This is a genomic window from Brevundimonas sp. Leaf168 (assembly GCF_001423685.1).
GTDB lineage: Bacteria > Pseudomonadota > Alphaproteobacteria > Caulobacterales > Caulobacteraceae > Brevundimonas > Brevundimonas vesicularis_C.
The window spans coordinates 49,099-61,791 of the sequence record NZ_LMOY01000013.1; the positions used below are offsets into that span (position 1 = coordinate 49,099).

The 12,693-nt window shown below is 67.1% G+C and carries 13 protein-coding genes; 5 read left to right on the forward strand and 8 right to left on the reverse strand.

Features of this window, described 5'->3' with window-relative positions; translation table 11 throughout:
* The first annotated feature begins 30 nt into the window (after positions 1 to 30).
* Together ASF81_RS13470 and ASF81_RS13475 are read left to right on the forward strand one after the other, a co-directional pair.
* Entirely contained in the window at positions 31 to 1,569 is a 1,539-nt protein-coding gene (locus ASF81_RS13470) for a response regulator (protein WP_055809426.1), read from the forward strand.
* Positions 1,570 to 1,612: 43 nt separating this feature from the next.
* Positions 1,613 to 3,379 carry an MFS transporter gene (locus ASF81_RS13475; RefSeq protein WP_055809429.1) on the forward strand — a complete coding sequence of 589 codons (1,767 nt, stop codon included), beginning with the start codon at positions 1,613 to 1,615 and terminating at the stop codon, positions 3,377 to 3,379.
* Positions 3,380 to 3,383: 4 nt separating this feature from the next.
* On the opposite strand, the gene ASF81_RS13480 is transcribed toward ASF81_RS13475, so the two are convergent.
* Both ASF81_RS13480 and ASF81_RS13485 read right to left on the reverse strand, forming a co-directional pair.
* Entirely contained in the window at positions 3,384 to 3,776 is a 393-nt protein-coding gene (locus ASF81_RS13480; protein ID WP_055809432.1) for a YidB family protein, read from the reverse strand.
* Between the two features lie 106 nt (positions 3,777 to 3,882).
* Positions 3,883 to 4,020, reverse strand: coding sequence for an entericidin A/B family lipoprotein (locus ASF81_RS13485; protein ID WP_017505021.1), 138 nt, complete (start codon positions 4,018 to 4,020; stop codon positions 3,883 to 3,885).
* A 190-nt stretch (positions 4,021 to 4,210) separates the two neighbouring features.
* Between ASF81_RS13485 and ASF81_RS13490 the strand changes: the two genes are divergently transcribed.
* The 3 genes from ASF81_RS13490 to rplS all read left to right on the forward strand — a co-directional run bounded on the left by ASF81_RS13490 (position 4,211) and on the right by rplS (position 7,404).
* On the forward strand, positions 4,211 to 6,046 hold the full coding sequence (locus ASF81_RS13490; RefSeq protein WP_055809828.1) for a DUF885 family protein: 1,836 nt from the start codon (positions 4,211 to 4,213) through the stop codon (positions 6,044 to 6,046).
* 208 nt (positions 6,047 to 6,254) lie between these two features.
* Positions 6,255 to 6,980 (forward strand): tRNA (guanosine(37)-N1)-methyltransferase TrmD, encoded by a 726-nt coding sequence (gene trmD / locus ASF81_RS13495; RefSeq protein WP_017505018.1) that lies wholly within the window; start codon positions 6,255 to 6,257, stop codon positions 6,978 to 6,980.
* A 1-nt stretch (position 6,981) separates the two neighbouring features.
* Positions 6,982 to 7,404 (forward strand): 50S ribosomal protein L19, encoded by a 423-nt coding sequence (rplS, locus tag ASF81_RS13500; RefSeq protein WP_017505017.1) that lies wholly within the window; start codon positions 6,982 to 6,984, stop codon positions 7,402 to 7,404.
* A gap of 75 nt (positions 7,405 to 7,479) precedes the next feature.
* Here rplS and ASF81_RS13505 read toward each other — a convergent pair whose 3' ends face one another.
* The 6 genes from ASF81_RS13505 to ASF81_RS13530 form a co-directional block, all read right to left on the reverse strand.
* Positions 7,480 to 7,965 (reverse strand): PA2169 family four-helix-bundle protein, encoded by a 486-nt coding sequence (locus ASF81_RS13505; protein ID WP_039247171.1) that lies wholly within the window; start codon positions 7,963 to 7,965, stop codon positions 7,480 to 7,482.
* A gap of 73 nt (positions 7,966 to 8,038) precedes the next feature.
* Positions 8,039 to 8,836 (reverse strand): tryptophan 2,3-dioxygenase, encoded by a 798-nt coding sequence (locus ASF81_RS13510; protein ID WP_055809435.1) that lies wholly within the window; start codon positions 8,834 to 8,836, stop codon positions 8,039 to 8,041.
* A gap of 36 nt (positions 8,837 to 8,872) precedes the next feature.
* Positions 8,873 to 9,403 carry a CHAP domain-containing protein gene (locus ASF81_RS13515; RefSeq protein WP_055809437.1) on the reverse strand — a complete coding sequence of 177 codons (531 nt, stop codon included), beginning with the start codon at positions 9,401 to 9,403 and terminating at the stop codon, positions 8,873 to 8,875.
* A gap of 36 nt (positions 9,404 to 9,439) precedes the next feature.
* Positions 9,440 to 10,594, reverse strand: a complete 1,155-nt coding sequence (locus ASF81_RS13520; protein WP_055809440.1) for an acyltransferase — start codon at positions 10,592 to 10,594, stop codon at positions 9,440 to 9,442.
* 66 nt (positions 10,595 to 10,660) lie between these two features.
* Entirely contained in the window at positions 10,661 to 12,139 is a 1,479-nt protein-coding gene (locus ASF81_RS13525) for a carotenoid oxygenase family protein (protein ID WP_055809443.1), read from the reverse strand.
* Positions 12,140 to 12,162: 23 nt separating this feature from the next.
* Positions 12,163 to 12,600 (reverse strand): DUF2141 domain-containing protein, encoded by a 438-nt coding sequence (locus tag ASF81_RS13530; protein ID WP_055809448.1) that lies wholly within the window; start codon positions 12,598 to 12,600, stop codon positions 12,163 to 12,165.
* Between the last annotated feature and the right edge of the window lie 93 nt (positions 12,601 to 12,693).

A 12,693-nucleotide genomic window follows, 5' to 3' on the forward strand; every position in this document is an offset into this window, starting at 1 on the left:
TTTAGGCTCCGTGTCGTTGGGGAGACGGCCATGACGCGACGGACGGCGACGAAGCGGATTGAGGAGCGGGCGAGCGCGCCTATCGACCCAGCCCAGCAGTTCCTGCGACTGATGAGCCACGAGATGCGCACGCCGCTGAACGGCGTCATCGGCATGATCAACCTCTTGCAACGGACCCGGCTGGACGGCGCCCAGCGCGCCTATGCCGAAAACGCGCGTCAGTCGGCCGAACATCTGCTGGGTCTGGTCAACGACCTCTTGGACTATGCGCGGCTGGAGGCCGGGGCGCTGGAGTTCGACCTGGCGCCCGTTGACCTGGAAGGTCTGGTGCGCGGCGTCGCCGAGTTGCTGAGCCCGCGCGCCCACGACAAGGGGCTGGAGATCGTCTGGTCGGTCGCCGCCGACGCGCCCGACGTGCTGGCGGACGAAGGCCGGCTGCGTCAGGTGCTTTTCAACCTGGCGGGCAACGCCGTGAAGTTCACCGAAACCGGCGGCGTGCGCATTTCGGTCGAGCGCGTCGGCGGCAGCGCGGCGCGCCCGCGTCTGGCCTTCCTGGTCGACGACACCGGCCCCGGCGTCGCGCCCGAGGCGCGTACCCGGATCTTCGAGGAATTCGGCCACGCCGACAGTTCCGACGCGGTCCGCCAGGATGGCGCGGGTCTGGGTCTGGCCGTCGTGCGCAAACTGGCCGCCGCCATGGACGGCTCGGTGAAGGTCGAAAGCCGGCCCGACGGCGCCGCAACCGGCGGGGGCGCCCGCTTCCGCTTCGAGGCCGCCTTCGCCGCGGTCGCGGTGGCGCGCGACAAGCCGTTGCGCGGGCAGACGGTCGCGGTGCGCGCCGTCGATCCGTTTGTCCTGTCGGCGGCTCGCGCCCAGATCGAGGCCTCGGGCGGCGTCGTGGCGGATGCGGCCCCGGTTACTCTGGTCGATCACGCCGACGCCCCGGCGGGCGCGCTAACGGCCCTGCCTTCAAGCGGTCGCGGCATCGTCCTGCTGAAACCGGCCGAGCGCGATCTGATCGCCCGCTATCGCGCCGTCGGCTTCCACGGCTATCTGATCAAGCCCTTGCGTCGCGCGTCCCTGGCCGAGCGCGTCCTGGCCGCCATCGGCGCCGAGGCGCCCGACAAGGCCAGCGCCCACTGCGCCGCCCCGGTCGAAGACGACCGTGTCGCTCCCGTGCAGTTTGCCGGAATCCGCGTCCTGCTGGCCGAGGACAATCCCGTCGGCGCGCTTCTGGCCCGCACCCTGTTGCGCCGCGAGGGCTGCACCGTCGAGACGGCCGCCACCGGCGATGAAGCCGTCGCGGCCCTGAAACGCGCGCGCTACGACGTAGTCTTCATGGACATGCGGATGCCCGGCATGGACGGCCCCGCCGCCGCCCGCACCATCCGAGCGGCGGGCGACACGACGCCGATCCTGGCCCTGACCGCCAACGCCTTCGCCGAGGACCGCCGCGCCTGTCTGGAAGCCGGCATGGACGACCATATCGTCAAGCCGCTGGATGCCGAGGCCCTGCGCGCCGCGCTCGCCCGCTGGACGAAGCGCGACATCCGCGCCAAGGTCGGCTGAGTTACAGGCGCCCGCGTTTCCGGCCGCCGCGCCGGAGCCGTGCATGACCGACCAAGTCCATCCCCCCGCCAACGGCAAGCCCGCCGGCCGTTTCGGCGGCCTCGCCGTTTATGGCGAGCGGCGCGTCTTCATCATGCTGTTGCTGGGTTTCTCGGCGGGCCTGCCGAACCTGCTGATCTTCGACACCCTGTCCGCCTGGCTTCGCGAAAGCGGCCAGACGCTGGAAGTGATCGGCTTCTTTGCCCTGGCCACCCTGTCCTATTCGCTGAAGTTCGTCTGGGCGCCGCTGATCGACCGGACGTCCGTGCCCGGACTGACGCGGCTGTTGGGTCATCGCCGCGCCTGGATGCTGGTGACGCAGGCCGTGATCGTGTTCGGCCTGTGGTCGATCTCGACGCTGAACCCCGCCAACGCCCTGATCGCAGTGGCTGGATTCGCCGCCCTGGTCGGCTTTTTCGGGGCGACACAGGACATCGTCATCGACGCCTGGCGCATCGAGGCCGCCGACGACAGCCGGCACGGCGCGATGGCCGCTGCTTATCAGATGGGCTACCGGGTCGCCATGATTGTCGCGGGCGCCGTGCCGCTGGTCCTGGCTGATCTCTATAACTGGAACCTGTCCTACGCCGTGATGGCCGCTTTGATGGGCTTCGGCATCGCCGGCGTTCTGTTCGCCCCGCGGGAAAAGGCTCATTCCATCCGCGCCATCCCGGTCGGTGACGTGCCGTCTCGCCCTGGCTTCGAGGTGATCGAATGGATCGTGCGCCTGGCCGTTATCGGTGTGGCGGCGATGGTGCTGGGGTCGGGCCTGACCGGCCAGTCGGGCCCGCTGAATGCGCTGTTTGGATTGTTCGGCCTGGGCGCGGAAGGCAAGGCGGCTGTGGCCGCAGCCCTCTCGGCCAAGCCCGAGGGCGTCTATCTGCAGGTCGGTCTGGTCTTCCTTGGCCTGGCGGTAATGGTGCTGGCGTGTTGGCCCGTGCCCGGGGTCAAGACTCGGCCCGGAGCCTATCTGGCAGGGTCGTTCGGCGAACCCGTAGTGGACTTTTACAAGCGGTTCGCGGGGGTCGCCACGCTGATCCTGGCGCTGATCTGCGTCTATCGCCTGGCGGATTTCGTGCTGAACATCATGAACCCCTTCTATCTGGATCTTGGGTTCTCCAAGACCGAACTGGCCGAGGTGCGAAAGGTGTTTGGCGTGGTCATGACCACCCTGGGCGTCTTCGTCGGCGGCTGGTCGGTGGCCAAGCTGGGCCTGATCCGCACCATGGTGATCGGCGCCTTCATGAGCCCGGTGTCGAACCTGGTCTTCGCCTGGCTGGCGACCCAGGGCCCCAGCATCCCGGCCCTGACCGTCGCCATCGGGGTGGACAACGTCGCCACCGGCTACGCCGGCACCGCCCTGATCGCCTATATGTCCAGCCTGACGTCAATTGGCTTCACAGCGACGCAGTACGCCCTGTTCAGTTCGCTCTATGCGCTCCCGGGCAAGCTGATCGCGTCGCAGTCTGGCCGGATCGTCGAGGCGTCGGCGCGGGCTGCGGAGGGGACAGGACCTTTCGCGGGTTTGCGGCCGCTGTTCGCGCGATTGCCCGAAGGTTCCTTGGCGGCGGGAGCGGCGACCAGCGGCGTGACGCCGGCGGCGCTGGGCGCGGGGTACGTCGTCTTCTTCCTCTATTCGACGATCATCGGCATTTTCGCCATCGTTCTGGCCTTCATCGTGGCCAGCAAGCAGACCGCCTTGCAGGCGCGCCAGAAGGCCGCGTTGGAAGAGGAGGCTGCGATCGCGGCGACCGAGGGCAAGCCGTCCTGAGGCGTCAGCGCTTCAGAAAACCGCCGATCATGTCGCCCAGGCCGCCCGGCAGTTTGCCAAGCAGGTCGTCGGCGCCGTCGATCTGACCGCCGGGGGTCAGGCGGTCGATGGCTTCGGGCAGAAGACCGGCCAGGGTATCGCCGGCCTGTTCGGGGGTCACGCCCATCTTGGCGGCGATGGCGGCGATGGGGCCGTGGCCAAGGACGGCCGTGATCTGCTCAGGCGAGATGTTGGCGTTCGGCCCCGTGCCGACCCACGAGCCGATCACATCACCCAAGCCCGCCTGACCGAACTTCTCGGCCAGGCCGCCGACGCCGCCCTGACCCTCGAGCAGATCGCTCAGACCGCCCGCGGCGTCGTCGCCGAGACCCTTCACCACATTGTCCAGAAAGCCCATCGCCGTCTCCCGAATGATGGCGCATCGTAACACCGTCATGCGACGGATACGAGAAAGGCCCGCCAGGATCCGGCGGGCCTTTTCAACATCAGCTTTTGAGAAAGCCTTAGTTCTTGGCTTCGTTCGCGCCTTGCGTGACGGCCGAACCGGCGGCCGAGACGTCGCGGCCTGCGCCGGCGATGGTGTTGCAGGCCGACACGGCCAGAGCGGCGGCGACGATGGACAGGGTGATGATCTTGCGCATGGTGTGAACCCTTGTTGGTATGGTCAAGTTTCGTCGAAACGCCGACCCTGGGCTTGGGTTGCATCAAGCGACGCCGTATCGAAAATTTTGCTTTCGACGTGTCCGATCGCCGCAACGGCGGGGGCATTGATCCCTTGCGCCGCGCGCACGCGGCCCCGAAGGTGCGCCCCTGTTTCACGAGGGGTTGTTCATGCGTCGTCTTCTGATCTCGTCCGCCGCCATGATGGCGGTGCTGTCCGCCGCGCCCGCGCTAGCGCAAACCTCCGCCCCCGCACAGACAGCCGCGGCCGAAAGCGAGGACGCGCGGCTGAACGCCTTCTTTGAGCAGGCCTTCCAGGCGCGGATCGCGCTGAGCCCGCAGCAGATGACGTCGCTGGGCATCAAGACCGACTACGACAAGCTGGACGATGTGTCGGACGCCGCCGCCGACCGCGCCCTGGCGCTTCAGGAGGCGCAGCTGGCGCAGATGAAGGCCCAGTTCGATCCGCAGAAGCTGGGGCCGCAGGCGGCGCTGTCGTGGCGGATGTTCGAATATGGCGTCCAGCAGGCGCGACTGTCGAACCAGTGGCGCGACTGGGGCTTTCAGTTCGCCGCCAACGGCAATCCGACCACCAGCCTGCCGGTCTTTCTGATCAACAACCACCGGGTCTCCAGCGTGGCCGACGCCGAGGCCTATGTCGCGCGGATCAAGGCCGCCGAGACGCAGATGGATCAGGTGGCCGACGAACTGCGTCAGCGCGCGGCCGCGGGCGTCGTCTCGCCGCGCTTCGTCTTCGCCCCGTCCATCGCCAACACCCGCAACGTCATCACTGGCGCGCCGTTCGACGATGGCGCGGACAATCCGGTCTGGGCCGACTTCACCAAGAAGGTCGAGGCGCTGGAGACGGATCAGGCGACGAAGGACCGGCTGCTATCGGAAGCCCGCGCCGCCCTGACCGGTCCTTACAAGGCCGGGTTCGAGACCGTGTTGACGGCGCTGGCCGAGGTGCAGCCCAAGGCTGACAGCGACGCGGGCGTGTGGCGCCTGCCGCAGGGCGAGGCCTACTACAACGCCCGGCTCCAGCTCTCGACCACCACCGACCTGACCGCCGACCAGATCCATCAGATCGGTCTGGCCGAGGTCGCCCGCATCCAGGCCGAGATGGACACCATCAAGACCCAGGTCGGCTTCACCGGCTCGCTACAGGCGTTCTTCACCTTCCTGAAGACGGATCCACGGTTCCAGTATCCGAATACGCCCGAGGGCAAGGAGCAGTATCCGACCGACGCCCGCGGCTTCATCGCCCAGGTGATGGCGGCGGCGCCGCAGTGGTTCTCGACCCTGCCCAAGGCGGCGCTGGAGGTGCGGGCGGTGGAGCCGTTCCGCGAGGCGACGGCCTCGATCGCCTTCTACAACTCGCCCGCGCCGGACGGATCGCGGCCGGGCATCTACTACGTCAATCTGTCGGACATGACCCAGGTGCTGACGCCCCAGATCGAGGGCATCAGCTATCACGAGGGCGCGCCGGGCCACCACTTCCAGATCGCCTATGCGCAGGAGATCGAGGGTCTGCCGCGCTTCCGCCGGTTCGGCGGCTACGGCGCCTATGCCGAAGGGTGGGGGCTGTACGCCGAACAGCTGGGCAAGGAGATGGGCTTCTATCAGGACCCCTATTCCGACTTCGGCCGGCTCTCGACCGAGCTGTGGCGCGCGGTGCGCCTGGTGACCGACACCGGCCTGCACGCCAAGCGCTGGAGCCGCGAACAGGCGATGGACTATTTCCGCCAGAACTCCCTGCTGTCAGAGCGCGACATCGAAAAGGAGGTCGAGCGCTACATCACCAATCCCGGCCAGGCGACCAGCTACAAGATCGGCGAGCTTAAGATCGAGGAACTGCGCGACCGGGCCAAGACGGCCTTGGGCGATCGGTTCGACATCAAGGACTTCCATGCGGTCATGCTGGGCTCCGGCTCGGTGCCGCTGGACGTACTGGAGGATCAGGTGGACAGCTGGATCGCGGCGGGCGGCGGGGCCCCGACGGCGTAAACACGCCCTTCTCCCTCCCCGCTGCGGGGAGGGATGTCGCGAAGCGACAGGGTGGGGACGGCCCGACAAGGACGCACTTGCTGATGCCGGACGGTATTGCCGACGACATCGCCTCGCAGCCCCCACCCGGCTTCGCTGCGCTCCCCGGAGCGGGGAGGGAGAGGTCTGGAGTCGGATTTTTCCGACTTTGTGTGTATGAGCCGCCGCCATGCCCTTCACCGCGACCGTCCTGACCATGTTTCCCGAGGCCTTTCCGGGCCCGCTCGGCGTGTCTCTGATCGGCACGGCCTGGCGCGAGAAGGGCTTGTGGAGCCTGGAAACGGTTGACATTCGCGCCTTTTCCACAGATACGCGCGGCTTCCTGGACGACACCCCTGCGGGTGGCGGCCCAGGAGCTGTGCTGAAGGCGGACGTGGTGGCTCGGGCGGTGGATAGCCTGCCGGGACCGAAACGGCCGCTTTTGTACATGAGCGCCAGGGGTCGACCCCTGACCCAGGCGCGCGTCAAGGAATGGGCGAAAGCCGACGGGATCGTCGTGCTGTGCGGCCGTTTCGAGGGGGTGGATCAGCGGGTGCTGGACGCACGCGGGTTCGAGGAGGTCTCGGTCGGAGACGCGGTTCTCGCCGGCGGCGAGGCGGCGGCGATGGTCGCGATCGAGGCGTGCGTAAGACTGATCCCCGGCGTGCTCGGCTCAGGCGACAGCCTGTCGTCCGAAAGCTTCGAGGATGGGCTTTTGGAACACCCGCAGTACACGCGACCGCGGACGTTCGAGGGGCTTGAGATACCCGAGGTGCTGCTGTCGGGCGATCACAAGAAGATCGCGGGATGGCGTGAGGCGCAGCGGGCGACGACTACGCGGGAGCGGCGGCCGGACCTCTGGCAGGCGCATCTCGCCAACTCACAGCTAAAGGGCGCAAAGCCCGAGGAGAAATGACATGAACATCGTTCAACAGCTGGACGCCGAAGAAAAAGCCCGCGTCCTGGGCGAACGCAAAATCCCGGAATTCCAGCCCGGCGACACCCTGCGCGTCAACGTGAAGATCAAGGAAGGCGAGCGCGAGCGCGTTCAGGCCTTCGAAGGCGTCTGCATCGCCCGTGACGGCGGCGGCATCAGCGAAACCTTCACGGTCCGCAAGATCTCGTTCGGTGAAGGCGTCGAGCGCCGCTTCCCAATCCTGTCGCCGAACATCGAGTCGATCGAAGTGAAGCGCCGCGGCGTCGTGCGTCGCGCCAAGCTCTATTATCTGCGCGATCGTCGCGGCAAGTCAGCCCGTATCGCCGAGCGCCAGACGGTTCGTCCCGCCAAGGGCGTCGTCGTTCCGGAAACCGGTTCGGCCGCCAAGACCGAAGAAGCCTAGTTTCAGGCTAGATGATCAAATGACGAAGGCCCCGGCGGTGACGCCGGGGCCTTTTTCTATTCCGTCAGTCCGGGATTACTGCGGGAACAAGGGGTTGGCCGCGTCGCGCTGGCCTTCAAGGCTGTGTTTCAGAGCCTCCATCTGCTCATGCTCGGTCTTCACCGCCGCATAGGCCCGCCGGATCGTCTCGCGCGTGGTGGCGGAAATGCCCGTGTCTTCCAGCGCCTTTTCATATTTGTTGGCGATGAACCCCTCGCCCGAGTTGATCGAGCCGACGACGGAATCGTCGTTACGCAGCAGGGCGTGTTTCACATCCAGAAACGCGCGGTGCGCCTTGGCCAGAATCGATCCATCGGACTCCGGATCGCCGCCCAGACCGCGCACGGCGGCCGACAGGTCGTCGACGACCTGCTGGCGTTCGCTGCTGCGGCGCTCGAACAGGGTGCGGTAGTGCGGGTCTTGCGTCTGTTCGGCGGCTTCGCGATAGCCGTCTGCGCTGTCCAGCGTCGTTTCGATCAGGCCGTTCAGAACCTTGATGTCGTGGGCGTTGGGGTTACTCATCTCGTCCATTCCTTCCGCTGTTGCGGTCAAACGGCGAAATGGTCCGGCGCGGCGAAGGTTGCCGCCTGCGACATCAAAGTTTGGTGCGAAGCGACCACAGCTCGGGGAAGCAGCGCTTGGTCAGGGTCGAGGCCAGATAGGCGGCGCCTTCCGTTCCGCCCGTGCCGCGACGCCGACCGATGATGCGTTCGACCGTGACGACATGCTTGTGCCGCCAGGTCAGCAGGGCGTCGTCCAGATCGACCAGCTTCTCGGCCAACTGATAAAGGACCCACCACCGTTCCGTGTCGCGATAGACCTCCAGCCAGGCCGCCTCGACGGCTTCGGACGGCGCATAGGGCTGGGTCACGTCGCGGTTCAGCACCTCGGCGGGCACCGGCAGACCGGCCTTGGCCAGTTGAGCCAAGGCGTCATCATAAAGGCTGGGCGCGGCGATGGCGGCCTGAAGCGCGGCCAGGGCCTCGGGGCGGTCTTCGTGGAACTTCAGGAAGCTGGCGTCCTTGAGGCCAAGCATGGCCTCGAAACGTCGGAACTGGTCGCTCTGGAAGCCGGACGATGACCCCAACGACCCTCGGAACCGCAGATAGTCCGACGGCGTCATCGTCGACAGAATGTCCCAGCTGTGGGTCATCACCGCCTGGATGCGGCTAACTCGCGCCAGGCTCTTGTAGGCCGGGACCAAGTCGCCGGCGCGCACCATCGACTGAGCCAAGGCCGTCTCATGCAGGATCTGTTTGAGCCACAGTTCCTTGGTCTGGTGGATGACGACGAACAGCATTTCGTCATGCTGATCCGACAGCGGGTGCTGGGTCGAAAGCAGGTCGTCCAACGCCAGATAGCCGGCGTAGGTGATGTCGCTGGATTGGGTCATGCCCGCCTATCGCCCGCGATGGCGGGCGGTGCAAGCTTAGTGCTGGCCTTGGGCCGAGACGTTGGCGGCGATCTGACGGCCGGCGTCGAAGGCATCGCGGGCGCCCTTGTAGATGAAGCCGTACGTCGGATAGACCGTCGTGCCCAGGTCGTTGATCGGATTGTACCAGACCTTGACCTGCGACCAGTCGTTGGAGGGCGAGACGTCGACGACGGTGACGTTCTCTTCGACCTTGCCGCGGCTGCCGCCCCAGTTGGCGTGAGTCACGCGCACGACGCGGTCAGTCAGGATGTCGGAGACGACGGCGACGTGGCCCCGGCTCATGCGGCCCTCGGGGCGGAAGACCAGAACCGAGCCGGTTTCCGGGGCCTTGCCGGTGCGGAAGTTGGCGGCGGCTTGGCGCCACCAGGTCCAGGCGTCGCCGAAGATGTTGATGCCGGAGAACATGCGCGCAAAAGTCACGCACTGCCAGTAGGGCTCATCAGCCTTTGCGGTGGAGGGGACGGCGCCCAGCGCAAAAAAACCGAGGGTCGCCGCAACCGCGGCGGCTTTGAGCCGTTTTGACATGCTTGGGGTATCCCGACCCGCCTTTGGAAGCGCCCTTTAGGCCACGGGATCACGCCCTGTCGCAAGTTGTTTCGGCATATCGCCGTGCTTCATATTTCCTTCTGAAACCTTGTTGTGACGCTTGGCGCGCTTGTCGGCCATGTCTCTCAGAGCCTTACGCGCTGGGCGTTCAACGAGATGATAGGAGACAGCCGCAACAACAGGCAGAAGGGCCAGGATCGCCAACCACACGAAAATTTGAAGCTGCTTGTCGGGCGCATCGAACAGTTTGGCGGCCAGACCGACCGCCAGAAGCTTCCACGGCACGCAGACCATATAGACCGAATAGCTGATCTCGCCGAGGTAGACGGCGGGTTTGGAGGCCAGCCATCCGGCGCGCGCGTTGGGCAGCGACGCCAGTGACAGGATCAGGGCGCCGGCCAGCAGAACCGTGACGCCGTCCCATAGCCCGAGCGCGGCGCTGAGCACCATCAGGCCGAACGAGACGGCGGCGCACAGCCACGGCGCCTTCAACGGCGCGCGGCGATAAACGAGATAGAGGGCGCAGCCCAAGGCGAAGCACGGCACGATCCTGAGCGCGCCCCAGCGGATCGTCGCCTCGGTCAAGGCGAAGCCGGCCAGTTGCTCGAACGCGAAATAGAGGATGACGAGGAAGGCCGCAGCACCGACTACCGCCGCGATCGGCCGATGACGCAGGCGCCAGAAGACGAAGGCGAACAGCGGGAAGCAAAGATAAGCGAACCACTCCGCAGAAATGGACCAGGACGGATGGTTCCAGCCCGCGACCGGCGCCAGCCCCCAGGCGTGGACCATGAAGAGGTTGGCGGGCAGCGACGCCCAGCTCAGCACATTGGCGTCCACGCTCATGCCGGCGAAAAGGGCGGCGGCCGCCAGCAGTCCCACGCCGATCAGGGTGGCGATATGCAGCGGATAGACGCGCGCGATCCGCGCCCACAGGAAGCCGCGATACGAGAACCGCTTCTCGCCCGCCGCCGCCAGATAGACGTGGCTGAGGATGAAGCCGGACAGGACGAAAAACAGCTCGACCCCCAGATAGCCCTTGGCGACGAGGCCCGACTGACCCGCGCCCGCCAGGTTCTCCCAGAAGCTGTAGACGGCGACCCACATGGCGGCGCCGAAGCGCAGGGCGGTGATGGGGCGAAGATCGGCGGGCGTCTGGACGGGGGTCATGGTCTCACCTTGGCACGTCAGCCTTTTCGAACCGTGAAGGCCCGCAAAGGTTGTGCCCGGGCGGCCCTACCCTGCCCAGATGCCATGGAAGCCAGCCGGCAGGGCCACGTCCGCCTGCCAGGTCGCAACCGGGCCGTCCTCGATCCGCGCCACGTCGAAGACGTGCAGTTCCGTCCGCCCGTCCTTCAGATTGACCGACGGTCCGACCAGCCAGGCGTCCCGTTCCGCCGTCGCGCCGGGCTTGGGCACGAAGACCGCCTCCTCGACCACCTGATGCACGCCGAACTCGAAGGCGTGCGAGCGACCGCTGTCCCAGTCGTGGACCGCCAGTCCCGTCGGCAGGGGACGGCCGCGAGTCTCGCCGGAGGTATGGGCGGTCAGGCCGCGCTTCAGCCCCGCACGACGCGGATCGGCTTTCGGGAATTCACCCACGACAGCGCTGTAGGTCGTGTGGGCGTGTCCATCCGGGCGCAGGGTGATCAGAGCCATTTTCGCCGGATCGCCCGGAACGACCCCATACCCATCCACCAGAACCCGCGCGCCATCTACCGCGAAGCGCGGATCGCCGCTGGCGGCGACATCGAAGCGGATCGTGCCGTCGCGCTCAGCCCAGGCGTCACCCAAGTGGAAATGGAAGAAGCCCGGCAACTCATACAGGCGGCGCTTCGACAGGTCGTCCTTGTCCAGCACCAGGACCTGCGTCCCCATCTCGGGTCTCCAGGCCAGGCCTGCGGTCACCGGCATGGCGTGGGTCGCGAACATCCAGGGCTGGAGCACCAGGATCACGTGCCGGTCCGTGGCGGTGAAGTCGTGCATATAGCTGGCGCGCGGCAGAGGCACGACCTGGGCGTCGCTCAGGCTGCGATCCGGGCGCAGATGCCAGATGACGGCCTGACCGCCCGCCGACCCCACGTTCCAGATCGAGCCGTCGGGGGCGTAGCGCGGATGGGCCTGGAACGGCATGCCTTTCAAGTCATCGCGCAGGGTGACGAAGTTGCGGGTCGACAGGTCCGACGCCGACAGGGCAAGCGGCGATCCCCCTTCCCACAGCGCCCAGACCTGATCGCCGGCGACCATGACGGCGGTGTTGGCGGCATTGGCGTCGTCGTTCGAGCCGATGCGGGCGCGGCCGTCGCCTTTGGTGCCGAAGCCGGGCGTGACCACCGCTCCCAGTTCCGTTTCGGTGCGGCGCTTGGGCGTGTCGGCGAACCGCGCTTCCAGCGTCGCCTGACCGTCCTGGATGCGGAAGGCGCGCATCATGCCGTCGCCGTCGAACCAGTGGGTCGCCGACCCGCCCGGCCGCCGAAACTTGGCCGGTCCGTTGCGATACAGAGCGCCCTGCAACCCCGCCGGCGCCCGGCCGTGGACCAGGCGCATCGTCTGGCGCGCAATGTCGCCTTCGATGTCCTGGGTCGCCAGCGCCCAGTCGGCCTTCGTCGCGGCGACGGCGTCCAGAGCGGCGGCGGCGCGCACCATCTCGGGCGTAGCGACCGCGGCCGAGAGGGCGGCGGCGCCCATCAGGAAAGAACGGCGTGAGGGGGTCATGATCTAACTCCGGCTTTCGTCGCTTACTTCAGGTCGATCGACTGGGTCGTCGCGCCGGCGGCCGCGAACTTGGCCCGTTCCCACGAGGCTGGACCCATATTGCCGACCGCGTTGTTGGAAAAGGCGAAGGGCTCGACCGGCATGCCGAAGGGATTGGTGTTCATCTTGCCGTCGCCGTTCAGGTCGTGGAAGGCGCGCACCGCATAGTCGCCGTCGGGCAGACCGTCGAAGGTAACGCTGGTCTGGCCGGCGGCGGCGTCCAGCATGGCGACCTGGGCCGGCTGGCCCTCGCCGCCATAGTTGGCCTGGCTGTTGAAGACGGCCACCATGATCTGGCCTTGGGGCGCCGCGCCCGGGAAGGCGACGGTCAGGTCGGCGGCGAAGGCGGGCGCGGCCGGCGCCGCAACGGTAAGGGCGGCGGCGAGAGCGAGGACGGGAGCGATGGCGGCGACGGTCTTCATGACGGCGTGTCCTGTGTCGGTGAGAGGACCGACGACCGGCCCTCGATGATCGGACCGTGCCGTGGTCCCCTGCCCTTCACCACCGCGCTTGCG

Bases quoted from the DNA above. Each gene is read 5' to 3' on its own strand.
- ASF81_RS13490 (WP_055809828.1), top strand. From the start codon at position 4,211: ATGCGTCGTCTTCTGATCTCGTCCGCCGCCATGATGGCGGTGCTGTCC.
- ASF81_RS13520 (WP_055809440.1), bottom strand. From the start codon at position 10,594: ATGACCCCCGTCCAGACGCCCGCCGATCTTCGCCCCATCACCGCCCTG.
- ASF81_RS13510 (WP_055809435.1), bottom strand. From the start codon at position 8,836: ATGACCCAATCCAGCGACATCACCTACGCCGGCTATCTGGCGTTGGAC.
- ASF81_RS13525 (WP_055809443.1), bottom strand. From the start codon at position 12,139: ATGACCCCCTCACGCCGTTCTTTCCTGATGGGCGCCGCCGCCCTCTCG.
- trmD (WP_017505018.1), top strand. From the start codon at position 6,255: ATGCCCTTCACCGCGACCGTCCTGACCATGTTTCCCGAGGCCTTTCCG.
- ASF81_RS13475 (WP_055809429.1), top strand. From the start codon at position 1,613: ATGACCGACCAAGTCCATCCCCCCGCCAACGGCAAGCCCGCCGGCCGT.
- ASF81_RS13530 (WP_055809448.1), bottom strand. From the start codon at position 12,600: ATGAAGACCGTCGCCGCCATCGCTCCCGTCCTCGCTCTCGCCGCCGCC.
- rplS (WP_017505017.1), top strand. From the start codon at position 6,982: ATGAACATCGTTCAACAGCTGGACGCCGAAGAAAAAGCCCGCGTCCTG.
- ASF81_RS13515 (WP_055809437.1), bottom strand. From the start codon at position 9,403: ATGTCAAAACGGCTCAAAGCCGCCGCGGTTGCGGCGACCCTCGGTTTT.
- ASF81_RS13480 (WP_055809432.1), bottom strand. From the start codon at position 3,776: ATGGGCTTTCTGGACAATGTGGTGAAGGGTCTCGGCGACGACGCCGCG.
- ASF81_RS13485 (WP_017505021.1), bottom strand. From the start codon at position 4,020: ATGCGCAAGATCATCACCCTGTCCATCGTCGCCGCCGCTCTGGCCGTG.
- ASF81_RS13505 (WP_039247171.1), bottom strand. From the start codon at position 7,965: ATGAGTAACCCCAACGCCCACGACATCAAGGTTCTGAACGGCCTGATC.
- ASF81_RS13470 (WP_055809426.1), top strand. From the start codon at position 31: ATGACGCGACGGACGGCGACGAAGCGGATTGAGGAGCGGGCGAGCGCG.